Below are 21,687 nucleotides of genomic sequence, written 5' to 3' on the forward strand. Positions count from 1 at the left end.
CGCGATAGCTTAACTCTGTAGTTAAGTACAATTCTATCGCATATAGCTTGGTTTCTAAAGGATAAGACTGTCTTGTTGACTTAACTTGAAGGCCTTCTAAGCCGAAATCTTGATAATTATGGATCCATCGTTTCACTATTGACTGAGCGATTTGATATTTTTTCGCTAAAGTCCTAAATCCGCCTTTTCCAGCTTCGTAGTCAGTAACAATTTGAAGTTTCGTTTCTAAACTATACTTGGTCATAAAAATACCCCCAAAAGTTAGATTTTTTGGTCTAACTTTTGGGGGTCGGCTCATCCCTTGATATCTCTGAAATTAGCTAGCATCTTACTCTTTAATAGCTTATAATAAGATTAAGTCAGCTAATAATATAATATCATTTCACTAAAGCAAGGCAGCTCTATGAAGATCGCCTTGCTTTTACGCGGTTAAATGAATTTGAAAAGGAGAGATAATTTTGAACTTCCAAGCGATTTTATTCCAGTTCTTAGGAGGTCTGGGAGTGTTCCTGTTTGGGATATCTTTAATGGGAGAAGGTCTCAAACGAACAGCCGGAGATAGCTTACGTGGCTTACTGCAACGTTTCACTCAAACCCCTCTTAGGGCGGTATTAACAGGTATTATTGTCACAGTTCTGATTCAAAGTAGCTCGGGGACCACAGTTTTAGTCGTTGGTTTAGTGAGTGCCGGGTTTATGACCTTAGAACAAGCTATTGGTGTTGTTTTGGGAGCAAACGTAGGAACGACTGTCACTTCCTTTATTATTGGTATTAACTTAGGTGCATATGCCTTACCGATTATTGGTATCGGAAGTATTTGTATTTTCTTCTTTAAACGTCCTACGATTCAACACATTGGTGAAGTTATTTTAGGTTTTGGAATGTTGTTCTACGGACTAGAGCTGATGGGTAACGGCATGGCTCCTTTACAAGACTTTGAACCTTTCCAAACCTTAATGTTATCCCTTGCAGATCATGCGTTATTAAGTACAGGTCTAGGAGCAATTTTAACAATGATTATGCAGTCATCCAGTGCGGTGATTGGTATTTTACAACAGTTATTTGCTCAAAACTCCATTTCCATGGCAGGTGCCTTGCCGTTTATGATTGGATCTAACGTTGGTACAACAATTACAACGATTATGGCGACCGTAGGGGCGAACGTTGCAGCTAAACGGACCGCTTTAGCTCACGTTGTCTTTAACGTATTTGGTAGTATTGTTTTCTTAATTTTACTTAATCCATTTACCCAAATTATTTTAAGAATTAACGAAGCCTATCCATTGAACCCGGCGATGCAAATTGCGGTTGCTCACGGAATTTTCAACGTCATTAGTTTACTATTAATGTACTGGTTTATTCCACAATTAGCTGCTTTAATGGTTCGTTTAATTCCAACCGATCCAGAAGAAAAAGAAGTTACTTACGACGATTCCAAATTGGATACAGCGATTCTTTTACGTGCTGGTCCAACTTTAGCACTGCAACAAGCTCAACAAGAACTGGTTCAATTATCTCATTTAGTTTATGATGTATTTGAAGAAACAGAAAAGTATTACTTAGATAAAAAAGAACGTCGTGCTAAAAAAGTTCATCAATTAGAAGAAGTTATCAACATGTCCGATGGCCGTCTAATGAGTTACGTTGGACTCATTGCAGAACACGAACTAGGTAACCACGACTCAGAGACGTTAACCGCTATTATTAATACGTCTAAATACTTAGAGCGTATTGCTGACCACGCGGTAACGATTGCTGATAGTGTATCTGAAGCAATTAAAATTGAAGATGGTCGTAAAGAAAAAGGAAACCATAACACTCCAGGACGCGAAATGCAGTGGGGTGACCAAAAATTAAACGAAATCTTTGCCTTAGTTCGTTTAAACATTGAACAAATTGTTGATTTAATTGATGGCGGAGACTTTGCTCAAGCCAAAGACATTATCGAACGAGAAGCGGAAATCAATCAATTAGAGTCTCGCCTACGTACTCGTTTCATTACGTTAATCCGTAATGGAAAAAGCCGTCCGGCCGACAACATTTTATTCATTGATATTGTAGCGAACTTAGAACGTATCGGAGATCATACCCGTAAACTTGTTCTAAATCACTTACAACACTTAGGCCCATTCCCGGCGAAAGAAATCGATGATGCAATTGGAGAAACACAACAACTTGGCGTATAATAATAACAATGATCAAGCTATATTCTTTCATTTAGAAAGAGTATAGCTTTTTTTAGTAAGGAGAATTTAAATGCATTATCCACCTTTAATTAAAGGAACCTTTATTAAACGGTTGAATCGCTTTGTCGCTCAGTGCGAGATTAAAGGAGAAGTTGTCAACGTTCACGTACCGAATACTAGTCGTTTGACTGAATTGCAAATTGAAGGAACAACGGTATATGTTGCGCCAACCGATAACCCGAACCGTAAGACGAAGTACACGCTCATCCATATGGAAAAGAAAGGCGTCCTTATTAATATCGATTCCCAGTCTCCTAATCAAATTGTCTATGAAGCATTGAAAGATAATCCTGCCCTTATTGGTCTAACGGAACCTTTTAAAGAATTGAAGCGGGAAGCTGTCTTTGACCGCTCGCGCTTTGACTTATATTACGAAACGGGTTCAGGCCTTAAAGGTTTCATTGAAGTAAAAGGTGTCACCTACGAGGAAGACGAAATTGCCTATTTTCCCGGCGCTCCTACGACAAGAGGGGTAAAACACTTAGAACAACTAATAAAGGCTCACTACGAAGGCCATAACGCCCATATGATCTATTGCATCCAAGTCCCTTATGTTAAAAGGTTAGATATTTACCGCTCGATGGACCCAAACTATTATGACGCTTACTTAAAGGCAAAAGAAGCCGGCGTCAACATTCATGCTTTTGTCTGTTCTGTCAGCGAAGAAGTTGTCCAATTAGAACGAGAAGTACCCCATTTATAACAAAATGAATGATTTTGAATGAATTTGACTGAAAATGATTGATTGTGTGAATTGTTTCCTTTATACTATAAATGAATGAGGTGGAAAGATGTTAACGAAACAACGACATCGAGAAATTATACAAGCACTAGAAGAAGAAGAGATGGTCACTTTAAGACATTTAGTCGACGCACTAGGTGTCTCAGAATCAACGATCCGACGGGACTTATCAGAGTTAGAAAAAGCTGGACGTTTAGTTCGAGTCCACGGCGGAGCTAGACGAGTTGATTTAAATGAAGTCGAATTATCTCTTGAAATGAAAAAGACTCGACGCATTAAAGAAAAAGAGCGAATCGCTCAAAAAGCGGTCAAATTCATTCATTCTGGTCAAACCCTTTTTATCGATGCAGGAACGACCACTTTAGCGTTAATCCCTCACTTAACATCCTTTGCCTCGTTAACGGTTGTAACTAATGGAATCGCTCAAGCAGAAATTTTGACTGATTTAGGCATTGAGACGATTTTATTAGGTGGAACGGTTAAACATGGAACAAAGGCGATTGTCGGCTCGAGCGCTGAAGCAGCGCTTCAAAATTATTATTTTGATGTGGCCTTTATCGGTATGAATGGCATTGATGAAACCTTCGGGTTAACGACCCCGTCGGTGGAAGAAGCCATCATTAAGAAGTTAGCCATCAGGCAATCGGATAAAACATGTTTACTTGCTGATCAAAGTAAATTAGGCCAGCGCTTTTTTGCAAAAGTAGCGCCAATTGAAGATGTGACTTGGATTAGTGAGTAAAAAGAAAGGAACAAGCCAATGATTTACACGATTACCTTTAATCCGGCGATTGACTTAGTGATGAAAACACCTCACGTTGCGCTAGGCGACTTGAACCGTGTGGATTCCCAACATTTTGTCATCGGCGGAAAAGGAATTAATGCCTCTGTTTTACTAAACGGACTAGGCGTAGACAATGTGGCGACGGGATTTATCGGCGGATTTACCGGACAACACATTAAACAAACCCTAGAAGAAACAGGCATTAAAACTGAGTTCATTGAAGTAGAGCACCCAACTCGCATGAACGTCAAGTTGAAAAGCGATTTGGAAACGGAAATTAACGCTCCAGGAGCGGAAGTTTCCAGTGACGAATTCGAGCAATTACTCGACAACTTAGAACAAACACTGACCGCCCAGGATACAGTTCTTTTAATGGGGAACGCAGCGCCAGGGTTAGACGAAACAGCCTATCAACTGATTGCTAAACTATGCCAAGAAAAACAGGCTCGTTTAGTGTTAGATACGAACCGGGATTTATTAACCCGTTGTTTAGCTTATGAACCTTTTGTCATTAAGCCAAACCACCACGAGTTAGGCGACATCTTTGGAGTTGAAGTGACTAAGGAAGAAGAGATTATTTATTACGCTAAACAACTCCAACAACAAGGCGCCCAAAACGTTATCGTTTCCTGTGGCGGAGACGGAGCCTATTTAATCTCTCAAGAAGGTAAAGTGTACCAATCAAATGTACCGATAGGAACCGTTGTTAACTCCGTTGGTGCAGGAGACTCCATGGTGGCTGGTTTTGTAGCCCGTTATTTAGAAACAAAAGATTTCCAACAAGCCCTCCAATACGGAGCAGCGACAGGTAGCGCCACAGCCTTTAGCGTAGGGATCGCTGATAAAGCATTAGTTGAAACGTTATTAGAACAAATTGAAGTAAAAGAAATTAAAGAAGGTGACTAGGATGCAATTAACACAGTTATTATTAAAAGAAGCGATGGATTTAGATCTTCAAGCCTCCACTCGCGACGAAGCGATTAGACAACTGGCTGAGACATTCCACGAAGTCGGAGGAGTGAGTGACGCTGAAGCTTATATTGAAGCGTTAATGGCTCGCGAAGCTCAATCAACAACAGGAGTTGGCGATCATATTGCGATTCCTCACGCTCAACATGAATCCATTACCCAACCAGCGATCATTTTTGCTCGTAGTAAACAAGGAATTGACTGGTCTTCCTTTGACGGTCAAGATGTTAACTATATCTTTATGATTGCAGCCCCTAAAGGAGGCGGCGGAGAGCACTTAGACGCTCTAGCAAAACTTTCTCAAGTCTTAATGAACCCAGAAGTTCATGAAGCCCTTGCGACAGTTTCAACTCCTGAAGAAGTAGTGGATATTTTTGCGAAGTTTGAAAAGCCTGAAGAAGAAGAGGCTGTAGTTGAAGAAGTGGTGGAAGAACCTGCTGTTTCTTCAGATCGTCCATATATTTTAGCTGTTACAGCTTGTCCAACGGGAATTGCTCATACTTTTATGGCGGAAGAAAAGTTAAAACAAACCGCCGCTGAATTAGGGTACGACATTAAAGTTGAAACAAACGGTCAATCAGGAATTGGGAACCGTTTAACAAAACAAGATATCGACCGCGCGGTAGGAATTATTGTTGCAGCGGACAAACAAGTAGAAATGGCTCGCTTTAACGGTAAACCGGTCTTAATTACTAAAGTAGCTGACGGTATTAATAAGCCACAAGAATTATTAGACCGTGCAGCAACAGGAGATCTACCAATTTACCATAGCACTCACGAGGGTGGCGAAGACTTTGAAGATGCAGAAGAGGAATCACTAGGACGCAAGTTCTACAAACACTTAATGAACGGTGTATCCCACATGTTACCCTTTGTTGTAGCGGGTGGTATTTTAATTGCCCTATCTTTCTTCTGGGGAATTAATGCCGCTGACCCAACAAGTCCTGAGTACAACCCAATTGCACAAACATTAAACTTATTAGGGGGTCTATCCTTTGCGATGATGTTACCTGTTCTATCAGGTTACATTGGCCAATCTTTAGCCGACCGTCCAGGTTTAGTCATCGGTATGATGGGTGGGGTCTTTGCGAACCCAGATATTCTATCAGCCTTTGGCGGAGGACAAGGACTATTTGAAAACAGTGTTTCATCAGGATTTTTAGGTGCGTTAGTCGCTGGTTTCTTAGCGGGTGGAATTGTTTGGTTCTTGAAAAAAGCCTTTAGTTGGTTACCAAAAGCCCTTGAAGGAATGAAACCAATCTTCCTATACCCACTGTTTGGAGTTCTATTAATGGGTCTTATTATGTTGTTCGTCGTCAACGGTCCAATGGGCGCGGTGATGAACGGCATTATGAACTTCATTAACAGTATTCCACAAGAATATTCTATTTTACTAGGGTTCTTAGTCGCAGCAATGATGGCTGTTGATATGGGTGGACCAATTAACAAAGCCGCTTATGTGACGGGAACAGCTCTTGTAACAGCATCAGGTAATGCAGGATCTAACGTGATGGCAGCAGTAATGATTGGTGGAATGGTGCCACCATTAGCAATCGCACTTTCAGCAACTTTCAACAAAAACTTATGGCCAGCCGCTCAACGTAACAGTGCCTTAGTCAACTACGTCATGGGAGCAGCCTTCATTACAGAAGGAGCGATTCCATTTGCAGCGGTCAACCCACTTCGTGTTATTCCATCCGTTGCGATCGGATCAGGTGTTGCGGGTGCGTTAAGTATATTCTTTGGTAGCGTAAGTAAAGTCCCACACGGCGGAATCTTCGCAGTGTTAGCTGTGGGGTAAGTAATCCATTCATGTACTTAGTCGCTTGGATTATTGGCGGTATCGTCGGTGCCGTATTACTTAACGTCTTATTAAAAGAAAAATAATCACTTCCTTAGCAGCTCTTTTTGGGGCTGCTTTTTTTGATACAAAAAGAGAAAACGGTTTCGCCAAATATAGACACCACCTTGAACTATGGTATAATCAACATGAAAGTACTTCCACAGATTAAAAGAAAGAAGGTATGTTGATGAAACAAAAAATGATTAGATTGATGGCAGCGATGATGGTTATAGCAACCATTATTACGTCAGTAACACCTTTACGTGTCTTTGCAGAAGGTAAAGAGTTACTCGTTTATTCCAACTCTTTAACGGACGAACGTAAAGAATGGTTAACACAAAAGTCGAGTGAAGCGGGTTTTAACTTAACTTATGTTGACGCTGGAGGCGGGGATTTATTCAACCGCTTATTAGCTGAAAAGAGTGCCCCTCAAGCAGATGTTGTTTTTGGACTCGATGAAAGTATGTTTATGGAGCTACAGGACAACGACTTATTAGTGGCCTATGAGCCAACATGGGCAGACAAAGTCGATGAAGCCGCTAAAGTAGGTGATGGATACTTTTTCCCAATTGTTGAACAACGTATTTTTATGACCTATAACCCAGAGTTTATTACTGAAGAAGAAGCGCCTAAAAACTGGCAAGATTTAGCAGCAACCGAAGATTTCCACGGTAAATACAATGTACCCGCTAACTTCCAAGGAGGGACTTCGCAAAAAGCGCTATTAAGCATTTTACTTCAGTATGTCGAGGAAGCTGGGGAACTAGGTATTTCTGATGAAGGTTGGCAACAAGCGGAAGCCTACTTAGAAAATGGCTATCAAACACCAGAATCAGAAAACCAACATGCTAACTTTAAAGACGGTAAAGTGCCATTAAGCTTTATTTATTCAAGTGGTGTGCCATTAAACGAAGAAGAGTTTGAAATGACGATCCAACCTATTAACCCAGAACAAGGGGTTGTGACCATGCGTGAGCAAGTCGGAATCATCAATAAAGGGGATGAAGATTACTCTGTTGCTCAAGAATTTGTCGACTGGTTCGGTTCTGGTGAAGTTCAAGGTGAGTGGGCTGCAGAATTTGGTTCATTACCATTAAACGAAGAAGCTTTTGACAAAGTTCAACCACGCTTGAAAGAAATTGCTGAACAAACCACTCCAATGGATATTGATTGGGATTTTGTTCGTGAGCATTTAAGTGAATGGATCGAAAAAGCGGAATTAGAACTCATGCCGTAAATTAAAATAAAGTACTTTTCCAGTGAAAGAAGTGGCTAAGGCTACTTCTTTCCTTTTCATTATATAAGGAGCTATCGATGATTGAAATAAATGATTTACAAATTAAATACGGCGATTTTGTCGCAATGGATGATGTCAATTTAACCATTCAAAAAGGAGAGTTTTTTACTCTTTTAGGTCCGTCAGGATGTGGTAAAACCACAACTCTTCGAGCCATTGGCGGGTTTTTGACGCCGAGTCGAGGTAATATTGTAATCGACGGTAAAGATGTTACCCATATTCCAGTTGAAAAACGCGGCTTAGGGATGGTTTTTCAGTCCTATGCTTTATTTCCAACGATGACGGTTTACGATAATATTGCCTACGGGTTACGAGTGGAAAAACAAAGTCAAGAAAGCATTGACCAACGAGTCCGCGAACTGGCCCAACTGGTCGAATTAAATGAAACCCAACTGAAACGAAATGTTTCCGAATTATCAGGGGGGCAACAACAACGGGTGGCCATTGCCCGAGCACTTGCTAAAAATCCGGAGATTGTTTTATTTGATGAACCTTTATCTAACTTAGATGCTAAATTGCGTCGTCAGTTACGAACCGAATTGAAACGTATTCAAAAAGAAACGGGCATGACCGCTATTTATGTTACCCATGACCAAGAAGAAGCTTTAGAGCTATCGGACCACATTGCGGTATTTAATAACGGATTTATCGAACAAGTGGGGACGCCACAAGAAATCTATGATCGTTCTGCTACTGAATTTGTTTGTAATTTTATTGGAGATGCTAACCGTTTAGGACCTGAACTGATGGAATATATTAGTCAAGTTCACCCGGAGATTGCCTTTGATCCGCAAAATAAACATTACTTAAGGGAAGAAAAAATTCGTTTTACAACGGATGACTCTTCCAAACTTATTCCTTTAGAAGCCCAAGTAGTAGAGACAAACTTTTACGGTGTTTATACAAGCTATACAGTCAAAGTCTTTGACACCTTACTACAAACCATTAATAAACGAGATGGGTTTGAGCCGATTCAAACAGAAGGTAAAGTAAAAATTTATATTAACCCTGAAGACATTTTAACTTATGGGGTGGATGGCCATGCATAAGGATAAACAACAAACAGATTGGCTGACTAAAGGGTTATTTTATCTTTTAATTGCTTTTATTATTTGGTTTTTAGTGACCTTTCTTATTTACCCTAATTTAGTCGTTTTAAAAGATGTTTTTTGGGTAGATGGTCAATTATCTTTAAAAGCCGTTGAAAAGATTATGAAGTCAAAACGGGCAATCCAATCGATTAAAAACTCCTTTTTACTGGCGGTTACTTTAACTGTAACGGTAAATATTGTGGGTATTTTTATTGTTATGGTGAGTGAGTATTATGAAGTTAAAGGAGCTCGTTTATTAAGAGTCGCTTTTATGTCTACACTGGTCTTTTCTGGACTTGTTTTAAACAGTGGCTACTTATACGTCTACGGTCAAAACGGGATTTTAACTCACTTACTTGTCAAAGTGTTTCCTAACTTACCCCTTGACTGGTTCCAAGGTTATCCCGCCGTTTTATTCGTGATGACCTTTGCCTGTACATCTTTTCATATGTTATTTTTACGCAACGCAGTTAAAGGGTTAGATAATAACGTCATTGAAGCGGCTCAAAACTTAGGAAGTGGTCAGTGGGAAATTTTGACAAAGATTATTTTACCTAGTTTAAAACCTGTTTTACTGACATTAATTATTATGACCTTTCAAACAGGACTTGGAGCGATGGCGGCACCTTTAATGGTGGGAGGAAAAGACTTTCAAACGATCTCGCCTCTTATTTTGACCTTTGCTCAAAGACCGTCTTCAAGGGATATTGCTGCCTTACTTTCGCTAATATTAGGGGCGGCACAAATTTTACTTCTTGTTGTAATGACGATTAACGAAAAACGGGGCAATTATTTGTCGATTTCTAAAACGAAAACAGCGGTTCAAAGACAAAAGATTCAAAACCCGGTTGCGAATGTGCTAGTTCATATTGTGTCTTATATTTTATTCTTTATTTATATGACACCTTTAGTGTTAGTCGTACTGTTTTCCTTTATGAATACACGAGGGATCGCAACGTCAACGTTATCTTGGGAGTACTTTACATTGGAAAACTACACCCGTATTTTAACAGATGTTGCCAGTTACAAACCTTTAATGACCAGCTTAGTCTTTTCAGGGATTGCGGCGGTGCTATCTGTGTTATTCATGTTAGTGATTGCTCGTTTAGTGATGCGTTATAAAGACAATCCTTGGATTCAGGGGATGGAGTTTCTGTTTTACATTCCGTGGCTATTGCCAGCTCTTTTAATTGCGATTGGTTTAATTTTAGCTTACTCAGTTCCAAGTCCATTGTTGTTAGGACAAAGTGTCGTCGGTTCTTTATGGCCGCTACCGGTTGCGTATATGATTATGATGTTACCTTCTACCTTGCGTTATATTAAGGGAGCTTATTACTCCTTTGACAACAACTTAGAAGACGCTTCGCGAATTTTAGGAGCATCGCCTTTACGAACCTTTGTCAAAGTAATTTTACCAGCGTTAATGCCGACAGCTCTTGCTTTAGTGGCGTTAAACTTTAACCAATATTTAGCCGATTATGATTTGTCAGCCTTTTTATACCAACCTAACTTTCCAACTTTAGGCGTGGTGATTCGTTCGAACGCGGACCCAAGTGCTCACGTTGATGCTCAGGCGATTAACTTAGTCTATTCAGTCATTTTAATTGTGTTAAGTACGGTTATTTTATACTTAGTCTATGGTCGCGGCAGTGCGTTAAGTGAACGTCGTAGTGGCTTAGGACAGTAAGGAGACTCAAATGAAAAAGATACTCAATTCTTCCCAACCTTTTTGGATTATGGCTCACCGTGGGGTTAAAGGAGCCAATATTATTGAAAATACGATCGAAGCGAGTCAGTTAGCTTTAAGATCAGGCGCTGACATTATTGAAGTGGATGTAACTAAGACAAAGGATGGAATTTATTATTTATTCCATGACGGCGAAGAACAAAAGCTCTTTCATACAGATCAGTCTTTTGAATCGTTAACTGACAAAGAAGTTCAAGAGTTGACCGTTTATAATGGATTAGACAAACCCTCTGGTAAAAAGTTAAATACGTTAGAATCCTTTTTACAATGGTTGCCAAAAGGGGTAGTTGTCAACTTAGACCGTAGCTGGATGTACTGGCAAGACGGGCAGTTTTTTGAGTTGTTAATCCAATCCGGTAAAGCTGACCAAATTCTACTGAAAAGTCCTGTCAAAGAAAGTTACTTACACGCTTTACAACAAAGCCCTTACACTTTTAATTACTTACCGATTTTGTTTAGTCAAAAGGAATGGGATACGGTTCAATCATTTGACACAGTTAACGCCGTCGGCGTAGAGCTCATTGTTAAAGAGGAAAGTAGTGAGCTGTTAGAAGAACAGTGGCTTACAAAAGTTAAAGAAGATTATGACATCATTTTAGCCAACAGTGAAGACCTTGATGAGACAGCGAACCTTTTTATGGGGTTAAATGACCAAAAAGCTTTATTCGAAGGCGATCACGTTTGGCAACAAATGCTTGATTTAGGAATCACCGTTATTCAAACCGATTGGCCTTACTTTTTAAATGAATTTAGACAAAGGCTTGATAAGTAAAAAAGAGCTCTCGACAAACGAGGGCTCTTCTTTTTTTAGTCAGTTTGAACTTCTCCCGCCCATTCAAAGGCTTTTTTGGACAGTAATACAGCGATAATTTCGTTAATAATAGCTGCGGCGGCGATGGTGCCTTGAATGAGTAAGGCGGATTTGGGGTCAAACATTGAAAGGGTAGACGATGCAGCGTCGGTAAAGACTAATGAGACCCCTGAATGGGTGAGTAAAGTCAGTCCTAAATATTTTTGGACCGTTTTCGGCATGCCGGTTAAATAAGCGCCGATACGGGTATTGAAGTACTTACCAACTGTGCGGGCGGCAATGTAAAGGAAAGTAAAGAAGCCACTGCCGACGATTAAATGGTAATCTAAGGCAGCTCCTAAACTAGTAATGACGTCTAAAAGAGAGATTCTAACAAACAGTCCCGTTGCTTCCATAATTTGCACGAGCTGTTCTTGGCTAACTAAGTTAGTAAAGACCGCTGAAAAAGCTAGGCCAATCAATGTAAAGTTCACCATCGGGAAGCCAAAGACAAAGCGGTTAATTAAAGCGCCGATAGTAACATTAATGATTGCTCCTACAATAACAATCAGTCGGGTTTGGTTAAGGGACTTGTATTTTTTAAGTAGGGGGGTTACTAAATAGCCTACAATACTTCCAATAACTAAGGGTAATCCGATCATTGATACCAGAGTTAAAAGAAAAGATGTGGACTGACCTGTATTTGTCGCGGTTACAAAACTAATGACACCAAAGAAGACGATAATGGCTACGACGTCATCTAAGACGGTAATCGGAATTAACGTAGAAGTGACCGGTCCTTTTGCATCATATTCTTGCACAACGGATAGAGCCGGCGCCGGGGCCGTCGCTAAAGCAATACTTCCTATCAGAAGGGCGACATAAAAAGGAACGTTAATAAAGTAGAAAATTACTCCAAATACTAAGGTGACAAAAATAAAGGTCCCGAGAGATTGAATAAGAGTGATCGCTAAAATTTGTTTCCCGGACTTTTTTAAATCGTCAAAGCGTAACTCTGTTCCTAAAAGACACCCAATCCCGATTTCGAAAAAGTTTTTAAGTAACTGATACCAAGAGGAATCCATCATCGGCTGATTAATGATGGATAACGCATAGGGTCCAATCATCATCCCAGCGATAAGCCAACCTAAGATAGCGGGCATGCGTAATTTTCGCATTAGCTCTCCCATCATAAAAGCTAATCCTAAGCCGAATAATAAACGAAGTAATCCCATTTAAAATCTCCATCCTTTTAAAACGATTATTAGAAAGCTTGAAAAGTTTATTATATCAGAAATAAAAAAAGTAAACTTGCGATAAAAAGGAGTCTTTTAACAATTCTTTGTGATTTTAACGAATTCTTGTTGACAAAGGGGAAAAATTAAGCAATATTTAAGGTGTGAAGATAGAAAGTGAAGTGTTTTTTCTGCCTTTACAATATTAATTGAAAGGAGTTTGTCAATGAAGCAACGTAAATTTAATCAGTGGCTTTGGTTAACAATCATTTCTCTTATAACGATGGTTGGAGCGCCTGGGCAATTATTCGCTCAAGAAGAAGTCGTGGAGATTCCAGAAATCACCGCTCAAGAAGTTACGGACGAAATTGATGGGCCGGATGTAACGATTGTTCATACGAACGATATGCACGGACGGATCGAATCAACGGACCGCGAACTTGGGATGAGTAAGGTGAAGGTCTTTGTTGAACAGGAAAATCCTGATTTAGTGTTAGATGCAGGGGATGCGTTCCAAGGGTTACCGATTTCTAACTCAGACCAAGGGGAGACAATGGCTGAGTTGATGAATCAAGTAGGCTATGATGCGATGGCTGTTGGAAACCACGAGTTTGACTTTGGTTATGACCAAGCATTAGCGTATCAAGAGTTACTTGATTTCCCATTACTATCAGCCAACGTTTATAAGGACGGAGAACGTGTGTTCCAACCCTTTACAACCGTTGAGAAAAATGGGCGCAACTTTGGAATTGTGGGTCTTTCCACACCGGAGACGTTAACTAAAACTCATCCGAAAAACGTGGAGGGCTTAACCTTTAGAAACCCCATTGCTGAAGGGTTAGATCAATTTGAAGCGTTACAAAGTTTAAATGTGGATACGTACATTTACTTAGTTCACTTAGGAATTGATTCGGAAACAAATCCTCAGTGGCGTGGTGATTCTTTAGCGAAAGTACTCGCTGATCGCCATCCGTTAGCACAAATTTTAGTGATCGACGGACATTCGCATACGAAAGAGTCTATGCGCTTTAACAATGTGACGTACAGTCAAACCGGCGCTCATTTAGCAAACGTCGGAAAGTTAACATTAAAAGGTCAAGGTAAAGACTACCAAGCCAATGCGAAGTATTTCTCAGTAGAAGATTTAAACGAGTTAAATACGCACGCAGTAACGGATCAAATGATTGGTTCAGCTAAAGAGCGTTATGAAAAAGCAAACGCTGAAGTCATCATTAAAAACAACCCGATCCATTTTGCAGGCGAACGAGATGACGTTCGTCGTCGCGAAACAAACTTAGGTAACCTGTTAGCGGATATTGTTTACGAGTACGGTCAAACCGGCTTTTCTAATCCGACGGATTTAGCGGTAATGAACGGCGGAGGAATTCGTGTAAGTATTACAAATGAAGTCGTCACTAAAGGAGATATTATTGCGGTGTCTCCATTTGGTAACACCATTGCTCAAATTGAAGTGACCGGTCACCAACTTTATGACATGTTCGAACACGCATTGCGTACGGATGTGGAATTCGATGAGAAAGGTAAAGTTGTTTTAGATTCAAACGGTTTACCAACTTTAGGTGCTAATGGAGGCTTTTTACAAGTTTCTAAATCTGTTCTTTTACATTTTGATGCGTTAAAAGAACCGGGTCGTCGTGTGTGGGATTTAAAAATCTTAAACCCTGCCACAGGTCAATTTAATACCGTTCGTTTAAACGATAAGTATTATTTAGCAACGAACGACTTCTTAGCAGCTGGTGGAGACGGTTATACAATGTTAGGTGGATTAAGAGAAGAAGGTCCTTCAATGGATGATGTTGTGTTAACTTACTTAAAACAAATGTCCTTAGAAGACTTAAAAGCTTACAGCAAGCCTTATCCAAACCAACGTTTAATGTATAAAGTGCAAACAGCGACTGAACAAACACCAGACGTTGAATTACAAGAACAAGAAACGCAAACAGAAGAGATTTTATGGCAAAAACCTGCTTACCAATTACTAGCAGAAGAACGAGACGCAGCAGCTACTTTACCAGAAACGGGTGAAAACCCAACAATTTGGTTAGGTGTTCTTTCTTTATTAGCGGGTCTTGGTTTAATGGTTCATCGTCGTCGTATCTTTTCTTAAAGTTTAAGCTCTGTACATTATGTACAGAGTTTTTATTTTTTTAAACAAAACTGTAAGCGTTTTTAAAATAGTTATAGTCAAAGGCGTTAAGATCTGATACAATATTCTATGCAAACGTTTGCGTAACGTTTAAATTAACAAAGAAAGAAGGAAATATCATGCGTAAATATTTAAACTTCGAGTTTTGGCAAAAATTCGGTCGAACGCTGATGGTTGTTATTGCGGTCATGCCTGCTGCTGGTTTAATGATCAGTTTAGGAAAGACTTTACCAATGATCGCACCCAATATCGCTTTACTAGCGACCACAGGTTCAGTGATTGAACAAATTGGTTGGGCGTTCATTACGAACTTACACTTACTCTTTGCCTTAGCCATTGGGGGTAGTTGGGCAAGAGAACGTGCTGGAGGAGCTTTTGCGGCAGGGATTGCGTTTATTTTAATTAACCGTATTACCGGAGCAGTCTTTGGCGTATCAGGAGATATGTTAGCCGACCCGACGGCAGTGACCCATACGATTTTTGGCCGTGAAATTTTAGTAAACGGCTACTTTACGAGTGTCTTAGAAGCACCTGCATTAAACATGGGTGTATTCGTAGGTATTATTGCCGGGTTCGTTGGAGCTGCTGCTTACAACAAATACTACAACTACCGCGGCTTACCAGAAGCGTTAACGTTCTTTAACGGACGCCGTTTCGTTCCATTTGTTGTTATTTTCTATTCAATTATCGCCGCATTGGCATTATCTGTTATTTGGCCTTTAATTCAAACAGGAATTAACAACTTTGGTTTCTGGATTGCTAACTCTAAAGACTCTGCGCCTTTCATTGCGCCGTTCTTATATGGTGCCCTAGAGCGTCTATTATTACCATTTGGTTTACACCACATGTTAACGATTCCAATTAACTACACTCAATTAGGTGGAACGTATGAAGTATTGACTGGTGCTCAAGCGGGGTCAATGGTACTAGGACAAGACCCGTTATGGTTAGCTTGGGTCACTGACTTAGCCAACTTCAAAGGAAGCGACATGGCCATGTACGACAAATTACTTGCGACAGTAACGCCAGCTCGCTTTAAAGTGGGTCAAATGATCGGATCAAGTGGTATTTTAATGGGTATGGCTTACGCTATGTACAAAAATGTCGATGAAGATAAAAAGCTACGTTATAAATCAATGTTCTTCTCTGCTGGGTTAGCGGTCTTCTTAACCGGGGTAACTGAGCCGTTAGAGTTTATGTTCATGTTTGCGGCCATGCCACTTTACGTTGCTTACGCTGTTTTACAAGGTCTAGCCTTTGGTATGGCTGATATTGTTAACTTAAGACTTCATTCATTTGGTAATATTGAGTTATTAACCCGTACCCCACTTGCGTTAAAAGCGGGATTAGGAATGGACTTAGTCAACTTCCTATGGGTGACACTCCTTTTTGGTGTCATTGGTTACTTCTTAGCCAATATTATGATTAAGAAATTTAACTTCGCAACGCCAGGGCGTAACGGAAACTACGAAATTGAACTAGGTAGCGAAGCCGGTGCAACTGCAGGTAGTGGTGCATCTCAAGAAGTTAAAGAAATTGTTGCTTTATTGGGAGGACGTCAAAACATTCATGACATTGATGCATGTATGACACGTCTACGTGTGACGGTTAAAGACCCATCCCTTGTAGGCGACGAAGAAGCATGGCGTAAAGCCGGTGCCTTAGGACTGGTTATCCGTGATAACGGTATTCAAGCGGTCTATGGACCTAAAGCTGATACATTGAAATCAGACATTCAAGATGCCATTGATGATGGTGAAGTATAAATGAGTCAAGCCGTTACGCAAACGCTAAAAAATATACTCACCTTCAACGTCCACAGTTGGTTAGAAGAAGATCAGTTAAATAAATTAGAACAATTAGCTGATTTTATTGCAGAAAAAGCCATTGATGTGATTGCGCTGCAAGAAGTCAATCAGTTGATGGATTCACCTAGTGTTACACTGGATGATTATTACATTCCATCAAAGGAGCAACAAGTTCCCATTAAAGAAGATAACTTCGCGTTGTTACTCGTACAAACGTTAAACAAAAGAGGACACAATTACTATTGGAGTTGGTCGGAAAATCATATCGGCTATGATCGTTATGATGAAGGGTTGGCGATACTGGCTAAGCAACCCTTTACGGCGGAGAGCCATTTAGTCTCTCCCTTTAGCGATTATACCAATTATCAAACACGGCGCTTATTGAAAGCGACTTTTGATGATTCATTGGATGTGGTGTGTGTTCACTATTCATGGTGGCACACCGACCAGCAGCAAGGGTTTCAATATGAATGGAAGCAAACATTAAGGTGGCTGGAAAGTCATTCTAAATCGCTTATTATCGCAGGTGACTTTAACGCCCCTGCTGGACTAGAAAGTCACCAATTGCTTATTCAAAATCCTTTAAGTTTAAAAGACAGCTACGATACGAGCGAAGAACGTCTAGGGGAAGCGACCGCTCCACCGGTTCTCGACGGTTGGCGGGAGAGAAAACTACCTAAAATAATGCGCATTGATTATATCTGGCACAGTGCGTGTTTAACCCCGTGTCTTCACCAAGTTGTCTTTGATGGAATGACTATGAATCAATTAAGTGATCATTATGGCATTTATTGCGAATTTGATTAAAGACAAAGCTCATGTTGAAAAACATGGGCTTTTTTTGAGATATCCTTTTACAATCGCGCTTTAAATAATTATAATTAAAGTACGATTGTAAAAGGAGGGTGTTTATGGAGGTAGAGGAACAATATATTTTAGAAAAATTATCCCATGAAAAAGGCGTCATCACTACTAAAGATGCGACTAAAGAAGGCATTTCTAGAGCACGGCTTTCTTTTTTGGTGCAAGAAGATGAATTGGACCGGGTCGGTCATGGGATGTACGCGTTAAAAGATGATTTAGTTGATGAATATCTATTAATACAAGGTAAAAGTGAGCAGCTGATTTATTCTTATCAAACGGCTTTGTACTTTCATGATTTATCAGACCGGATTCCTTCGCAAATTCACATTACAGTTCCTCAAGGCTACAACGCATCCCGGATAAAAAAGCGTCATAATAATTTAATCATTCATTATGTATCAAAGAATCTTTTAGACTTAGGACGAGAAGAAGCCGTCAGTCCATTTGGAAATAAAATTGTTCTTTATGTCGCTGAACGCTGTTTATGTGATTTACTAAAAGATAAAAGTAAAATCGACTCTTACATCTTCACAGATGCAATGAAACGTTATTTTTCTAGTAAAAAAATCAATACACGAAAGCTTATTAAATATGCTAGAAAACTAAAGGTGGAACCTGAAATGCGAAACTATATTGAGGTATTGACATGAAATCGAGTGATCAAATAAAAGGAAAACATTAAAAATTGAGAGCGCAAGAAGTGTTACTAATCAAATACATAGCCTTATAAGACGACTTCCAGGGGAGGTGGTCTTTTTTCTTCATTGTATAATCCGCTGGGAAAAGTTTCGCTCTGTGGGACAAGTTGCACCCTTGGGAATCCCTCCCTATCAACGCTGGAACTGTTTACAGAGGTTGTTTTAGGGGATACAATTGACCTACAATATAAATCAAGGAGTTGAAGAAAAAATGATGGAGAAGTTACAGCGCTTTGGTGGCGCCATGTTTACCCCCGTCTTGTTGTTCGCTTTTGCCGGAATTATTTTATCTCTAGCGATTCTTTTCCAAAACCCAATGCTCATTGGATCCATCGCCAATGAAGGGACTCATTGGAGTAACTTTTGGGCGATTGTCGAAGCCGGTGGTTGGACGATTTTTAACCACATCGAGTTATTATTCGTTCTAGGGTTACCAATCGGACTAGCAAGTCATGCCAATGCACGAGCTGCTTTAGAGTCCTTTGTTGTTTATACAACGTTTAATAACTTTATCAGTAAAATCTTAGAGTTATATGGACCGACTTTCCACGTTGACTTTACGCAAGAAGTGGGAGGAGCCAGCGGATTAAAATTAATTGCTGGAACTAAAACCCTCGACACTAACTTAGTGGGAGCCATCTTTATCGCAGCCATTGTTGTTTGGTTACATAACCGCTACTTTGACAAAAAGTTACCCGACTACTTAGGAATTTTCCAAGGATCTTCTTTTGTTGTGATGTTAGGATTTTTCATCATGTTGCCGGTAGCCTTTTTAACCGCATGGATTTGGCCAATTATTCAAGCAGGTATTGCTCATATGCAAGCACTAATGGTCAGCAGTGGAGTGTTCGGGGTTTGGAGTTACGTCTTTAGTGAACGGATTTTAATTCCAACAGGACTTCATCATTTCATCTATCAACCATTTATCTTTGGACCCGCCGTTGTTAAAGAAGGACTAACCGCTTACTGGTTAGGTCATTTGTCTGAAATCGCCGCGTCAACTGAACCTTTAAGAGAACTAGTACCTTTTGGTGGCTTTGGCTTACATAACGTATCTAAAATGTTCGCTCCAATTGGAATTGCAGCTGCCTTTTATGCTACAGCGCGACCAGAAAACAAAAAGAAAGTGTTATCTTTAGTCATTCCAACTGCTCTTACCGCAATTTTAGCAGGGATTACAGAGCCCTTTGAATTTACATTCTTATTCATTGCACCGGTTTTATTCTTAGTCCACTCATTATTAGCAGCGACTTTAGGAGCGACTCTATATCTATTTGGTGTAGTAGGAGATACCGGAGGCGGATTAATTTCTGCTTTATCTCAATTTATTTTACCTATGTCAGTCAACCACTCTGATGCAGTGATTAAATTATTTGTGATTGGGTTCATCTTTAGTGCCATTTACTTTGTGGTCTTTAGATTCCTTATCTTAAAATTCGACTTCCCAACTCCAGGACGTGTGGTTGATGAAGAAGTCAAACTCTATTCAAAAGATGATTATAAAGCAAAAACTAAAGGAAGTGATCGCTACCAAGAACAAGCGCGAATTTACTTAGAAGCTTTAGGTGGATCAGACAACATTGCGAGCGTCAATAACTGTGCCACTCGACTCCGTGTCGGAGTTAAAGATGCTAATCTTTTAGCCGATGACACAGCCTTTACTAAAGGAGGCGCCCATGGTGTCGTGCGTAATGGCAACGTCATTCAAGTCATTGTAGGGCTTGACGTACCTCAAGTGCGAGACGCATTTGAACGTGAATTATAAAAGTTAATAAATAATATAAAACAATACACTATTTAAGGAGAGATTTATTATGTTAAAAGAACAATCAATTTTAATCGCAGGTGGCGGTTCAACCTTTACACCAGGTATCATTATGATGTTACTAGACAACTTAGACAAATTCCCAATTCGCCAAATTAAGTTTTACGATAACGACGAAGAACGTCAACGTAAGATCGGTGAAGCGATGGAAATCTTATTAAAAGAACGCGCACCTGAAATTAAATTCTTGTTCACAACCGACCCAGAAACAGCCTTTACTGATGTTGACTTTGTCATGGCTCACATTCGTGTTGGTAAATACGCCATGCGTGAAAAAGATGAAAAAATTCCACTACGTCATCAAGTCGTCGGTCAAGAAACTTGTGGACCCGGTGGTATGGCTTACGGAATGCGTTCAATCGGTGGGGTCATTGAGTTAATCGACTATATGGAGAAATACTCCCCAGACGCATGGATGTTAAACTACTCTAACCCAGCGGCTTAGCAGAAGCAACACGCCGTCTACGTCCAAACTCAAAAATCATTAACATTTGTGACATGCCAGTAGGTATTGAAGACCGTATGGCAGAAGCAATTGGTCTAAAATCACGTAAAGAAATGACCGTTCGTTACTACGGATTAAACCACTTCGGCTGGTGGACAGATATTCGCGATAAAGACGGTAATGACTTAATGCCAAAAATTAAAGCCCACGTTGAAAAACATGGTTACTTAACTCCTCATGAAGTTCAATCAGGAGAAAATGGCGAAGTTGAAGCAAGCTGGATGTATACTTTTGGTAAAGCAAAAGAATTATACCCATTAGATCCAGATGTTTTACCAAACACTTACTTAAAATACTACTTCTACCCACAAGACGAAGTAGCTCACGAAGACCCAAACCATACCCGTGCTAACGAAGTAATGGAACACCGTGAGAAAAATATCTTTAACGAATGTGCTCGCATTGTTGAAAATGGTACCGCAGAAGACACAACCATTGAAACAGATGACCACGCATCATACATCGTCGACTTAGCTCGCGCGATTGCCTACAACACAAAAGAACGTATGTTATTAATTGTTGAAAACAACGGCGCATTATCAAACTTTGACCCAACTGCGATGGTTGAAATTCCATGTAACGTCGGTTCACAAGGGGCAGAACCACTTGTTCAAGGTCAAATTCCACGTTTCCAAAAAGGTTTAATGGAACAACAAGTGGCTGTTGAAAAATTAGTCGTTGAAGCTTGGATCGAAGGATCTTACCAAAAACTATGGCAAGCAATTACATTATCACGTACTGTACCAAACGCACGTGTTGCTAAAGAGATCTTAGACGAACTAATTGAAGCAAACAAAGATTTCTGGCCAGAATTATTTTAAAAAGAGTCATCGCTCTTTTCTTACTGACTAAATCGCAAAGGACTTGGATAAATTCCAAGTTCTTTTTTTTACGTGCATAAATTCGATATGTTATACTAATATGTGAAAAAAATATAAAGAAAGAAGGAGTAACGTGAATCGATCATTGGAGTCTTTATATAATCTCGATTGTCAATTTAAGTTAGAAATTTCTACACTATATTATGAGTGATTGAACTTGGTGACATACTTGTGCTAACCACCTTAAACAACTCC

General features: G+C 39.9%; 15 protein-coding genes and 2 pseudogenes. 15 read left to right on the forward strand and 2 right to left on the reverse strand.

Going from position 1 to position 21,687, the window contains the following annotated elements; all coding sequences use genetic code 11:
- A partial coding sequence (locus BLR79_RS05410) for a helix-turn-helix domain-containing protein (protein ID WP_159427605.1) occupies positions 1-244 on the reverse strand: 244 nt, incomplete at its 3' end.
- Positions 245-458: 214 nt separating this feature from the next.
- On the opposite strand from BLR79_RS05410, the gene BLR79_RS05415 reads away from it, so the two are divergent.
- The 9 genes from BLR79_RS05415 (at position 459) to BLR79_RS05455 (ending at position 11,491) form a co-directional block, all read left to right on the forward strand.
- Positions 459-2,186 (forward strand): Na/Pi cotransporter family protein, encoded by a 1,728-nt coding sequence (locus BLR79_RS05415; protein ID WP_092085617.1) that lies wholly within the window; start codon positions 459-461, stop codon positions 2,184-2,186.
- Positions 2,187-2,256: 70 nt separating this feature from the next.
- Positions 2,257-2,949 carry a DNA/RNA nuclease SfsA gene (gene sfsA / locus BLR79_RS05420; protein ID WP_092085619.1) on the forward strand — a complete coding sequence of 231 codons (693 nt, stop codon included), beginning with the start codon at positions 2,257-2,259 and terminating at the stop codon, positions 2,947-2,949.
- An 88-nt stretch (positions 2,950-3,037) separates the two neighbouring features.
- Positions 3,038-3,730, forward strand: a complete 693-nt coding sequence (locus BLR79_RS05425; RefSeq protein WP_092085621.1) for a DeoR/GlpR family DNA-binding transcription regulator — start codon at positions 3,038-3,040, stop codon at positions 3,728-3,730.
- An 18-nt stretch (positions 3,731-3,748) separates the two neighbouring features.
- Positions 3,749-4,678, forward strand: a complete 930-nt coding sequence (pfkB, locus tag BLR79_RS05430; RefSeq protein ID WP_092085623.1) for a 1-phosphofructokinase — start codon at positions 3,749-3,751, stop codon at positions 4,676-4,678.
- Position 4,679: 1 nt separating this feature from the next.
- Positions 4,680-6,542 (forward strand): PTS fructose transporter subunit IIABC, encoded by a 1,863-nt coding sequence (locus BLR79_RS05435; protein ID WP_327020425.1) that lies wholly within the window; start codon positions 4,680-4,682, stop codon positions 6,540-6,542.
- A gap of 229 nt (positions 6,543-6,771) precedes the next feature.
- The gene (locus BLR79_RS05440; protein WP_092085625.1) at positions 6,772-7,821 is read left to right on the forward strand and encodes an extracellular solute-binding protein; all 1,050 of its coding nucleotides are present in this window, start codon (positions 6,772-6,774) and stop codon (positions 7,819-7,821) included.
- A gap of 77 nt (positions 7,822-7,898) precedes the next feature.
- Positions 7,899-8,930, forward strand: a complete 1,032-nt coding sequence (locus BLR79_RS05445; RefSeq protein WP_092085627.1) for an ABC transporter ATP-binding protein — start codon at positions 7,899-7,901, stop codon at positions 8,928-8,930.
- The gene (locus tag BLR79_RS05450) at positions 8,923-10,659 is read left to right on the forward strand and encodes an ABC transporter permease (RefSeq protein ID WP_092085629.1); all 1,737 of its coding nucleotides are present in this window, start codon (positions 8,923-8,925) and stop codon (positions 10,657-10,659) included. The genes BLR79_RS05445 and BLR79_RS05450 overlap by 8 nt, the downstream gene beginning before the upstream one ends.
- A gap of 10 nt (positions 10,660-10,669) precedes the next feature.
- Positions 10,670-11,491, forward strand: coding sequence for a glycerophosphodiester phosphodiesterase family protein (locus BLR79_RS05455; RefSeq protein ID WP_092085631.1), 822 nt, complete (start codon positions 10,670-10,672; stop codon positions 11,489-11,491).
- A gap of 35 nt (positions 11,492-11,526) precedes the next feature.
- On the opposite strand, the gene BLR79_RS05460 is transcribed toward BLR79_RS05455, so the two are convergent.
- A complete protein-coding gene (locus BLR79_RS05460; protein WP_092085633.1) occupies positions 11,527-12,744 on the reverse strand; it encodes a cation:proton antiporter in 1,218 nt (405 codons plus the stop codon).
- A gap of 226 nt (positions 12,745-12,970) precedes the next feature.
- Between BLR79_RS05460 and BLR79_RS05465 the strand changes: the two genes are divergently transcribed.
- From BLR79_RS05465 to BLR79_RS05490, 6 genes and pseudogenes are all read left to right on the forward strand, one after another.
- Positions 12,971-14,872: a 5'-nucleotidase C-terminal domain-containing protein gene (locus tag BLR79_RS05465; protein ID WP_092085635.1), complete on the forward strand. Its 1,902-nt coding sequence runs from the start codon at positions 12,971-12,973 to the stop codon at positions 14,870-14,872.
- A 158-nt stretch (positions 14,873-15,030) separates the two neighbouring features.
- Positions 15,031-16,668 (forward strand): annotated as a pseudogene (locus BLR79_RS05470) (PTS transporter subunit IIBC); the annotation flags it as partial.
- Between the two features lie 9 nt (positions 16,669-16,677).
- The gene (locus BLR79_RS09390; RefSeq protein WP_092085639.1) at positions 16,678-17,526 is read left to right on the forward strand and encodes an endonuclease/exonuclease/phosphatase family protein; all 849 of its coding nucleotides are present in this window, start codon (positions 16,678-16,680) and stop codon (positions 17,524-17,526) included.
- A gap of 104 nt (positions 17,527-17,630) precedes the next feature.
- Positions 17,631-18,233 (forward strand): type IV toxin-antitoxin system AbiEi family antitoxin domain-containing protein, encoded by a 603-nt coding sequence (locus BLR79_RS05480; RefSeq protein ID WP_092085641.1) that lies wholly within the window; start codon positions 17,631-17,633, stop codon positions 18,231-18,233.
- Positions 18,234-18,492: 259 nt separating this feature from the next.
- Positions 18,493-20,046, forward strand: a complete 1,554-nt coding sequence (locus BLR79_RS05485; protein ID WP_092085642.1) for an alpha-glucoside-specific PTS transporter subunit IIBC — start codon at positions 18,493-18,495, stop codon at positions 20,044-20,046.
- A gap of 49 nt (positions 20,047-20,095) precedes the next feature.
- A pseudogene (locus BLR79_RS05490) lies at positions 20,096-21,432 on the forward strand (6-phospho-alpha-glucosidase).
- The last annotated feature ends 255 nt before the right edge of the window (positions 21,433-21,687 follow it).

The organism is Dolosicoccus paucivorans (genome assembly GCF_900100125.1).
In the GTDB taxonomy this organism is placed as follows: Bacteria; Bacillota; Bacilli; order Lactobacillales; family Aerococcaceae; genus Dolosicoccus; species Dolosicoccus paucivorans.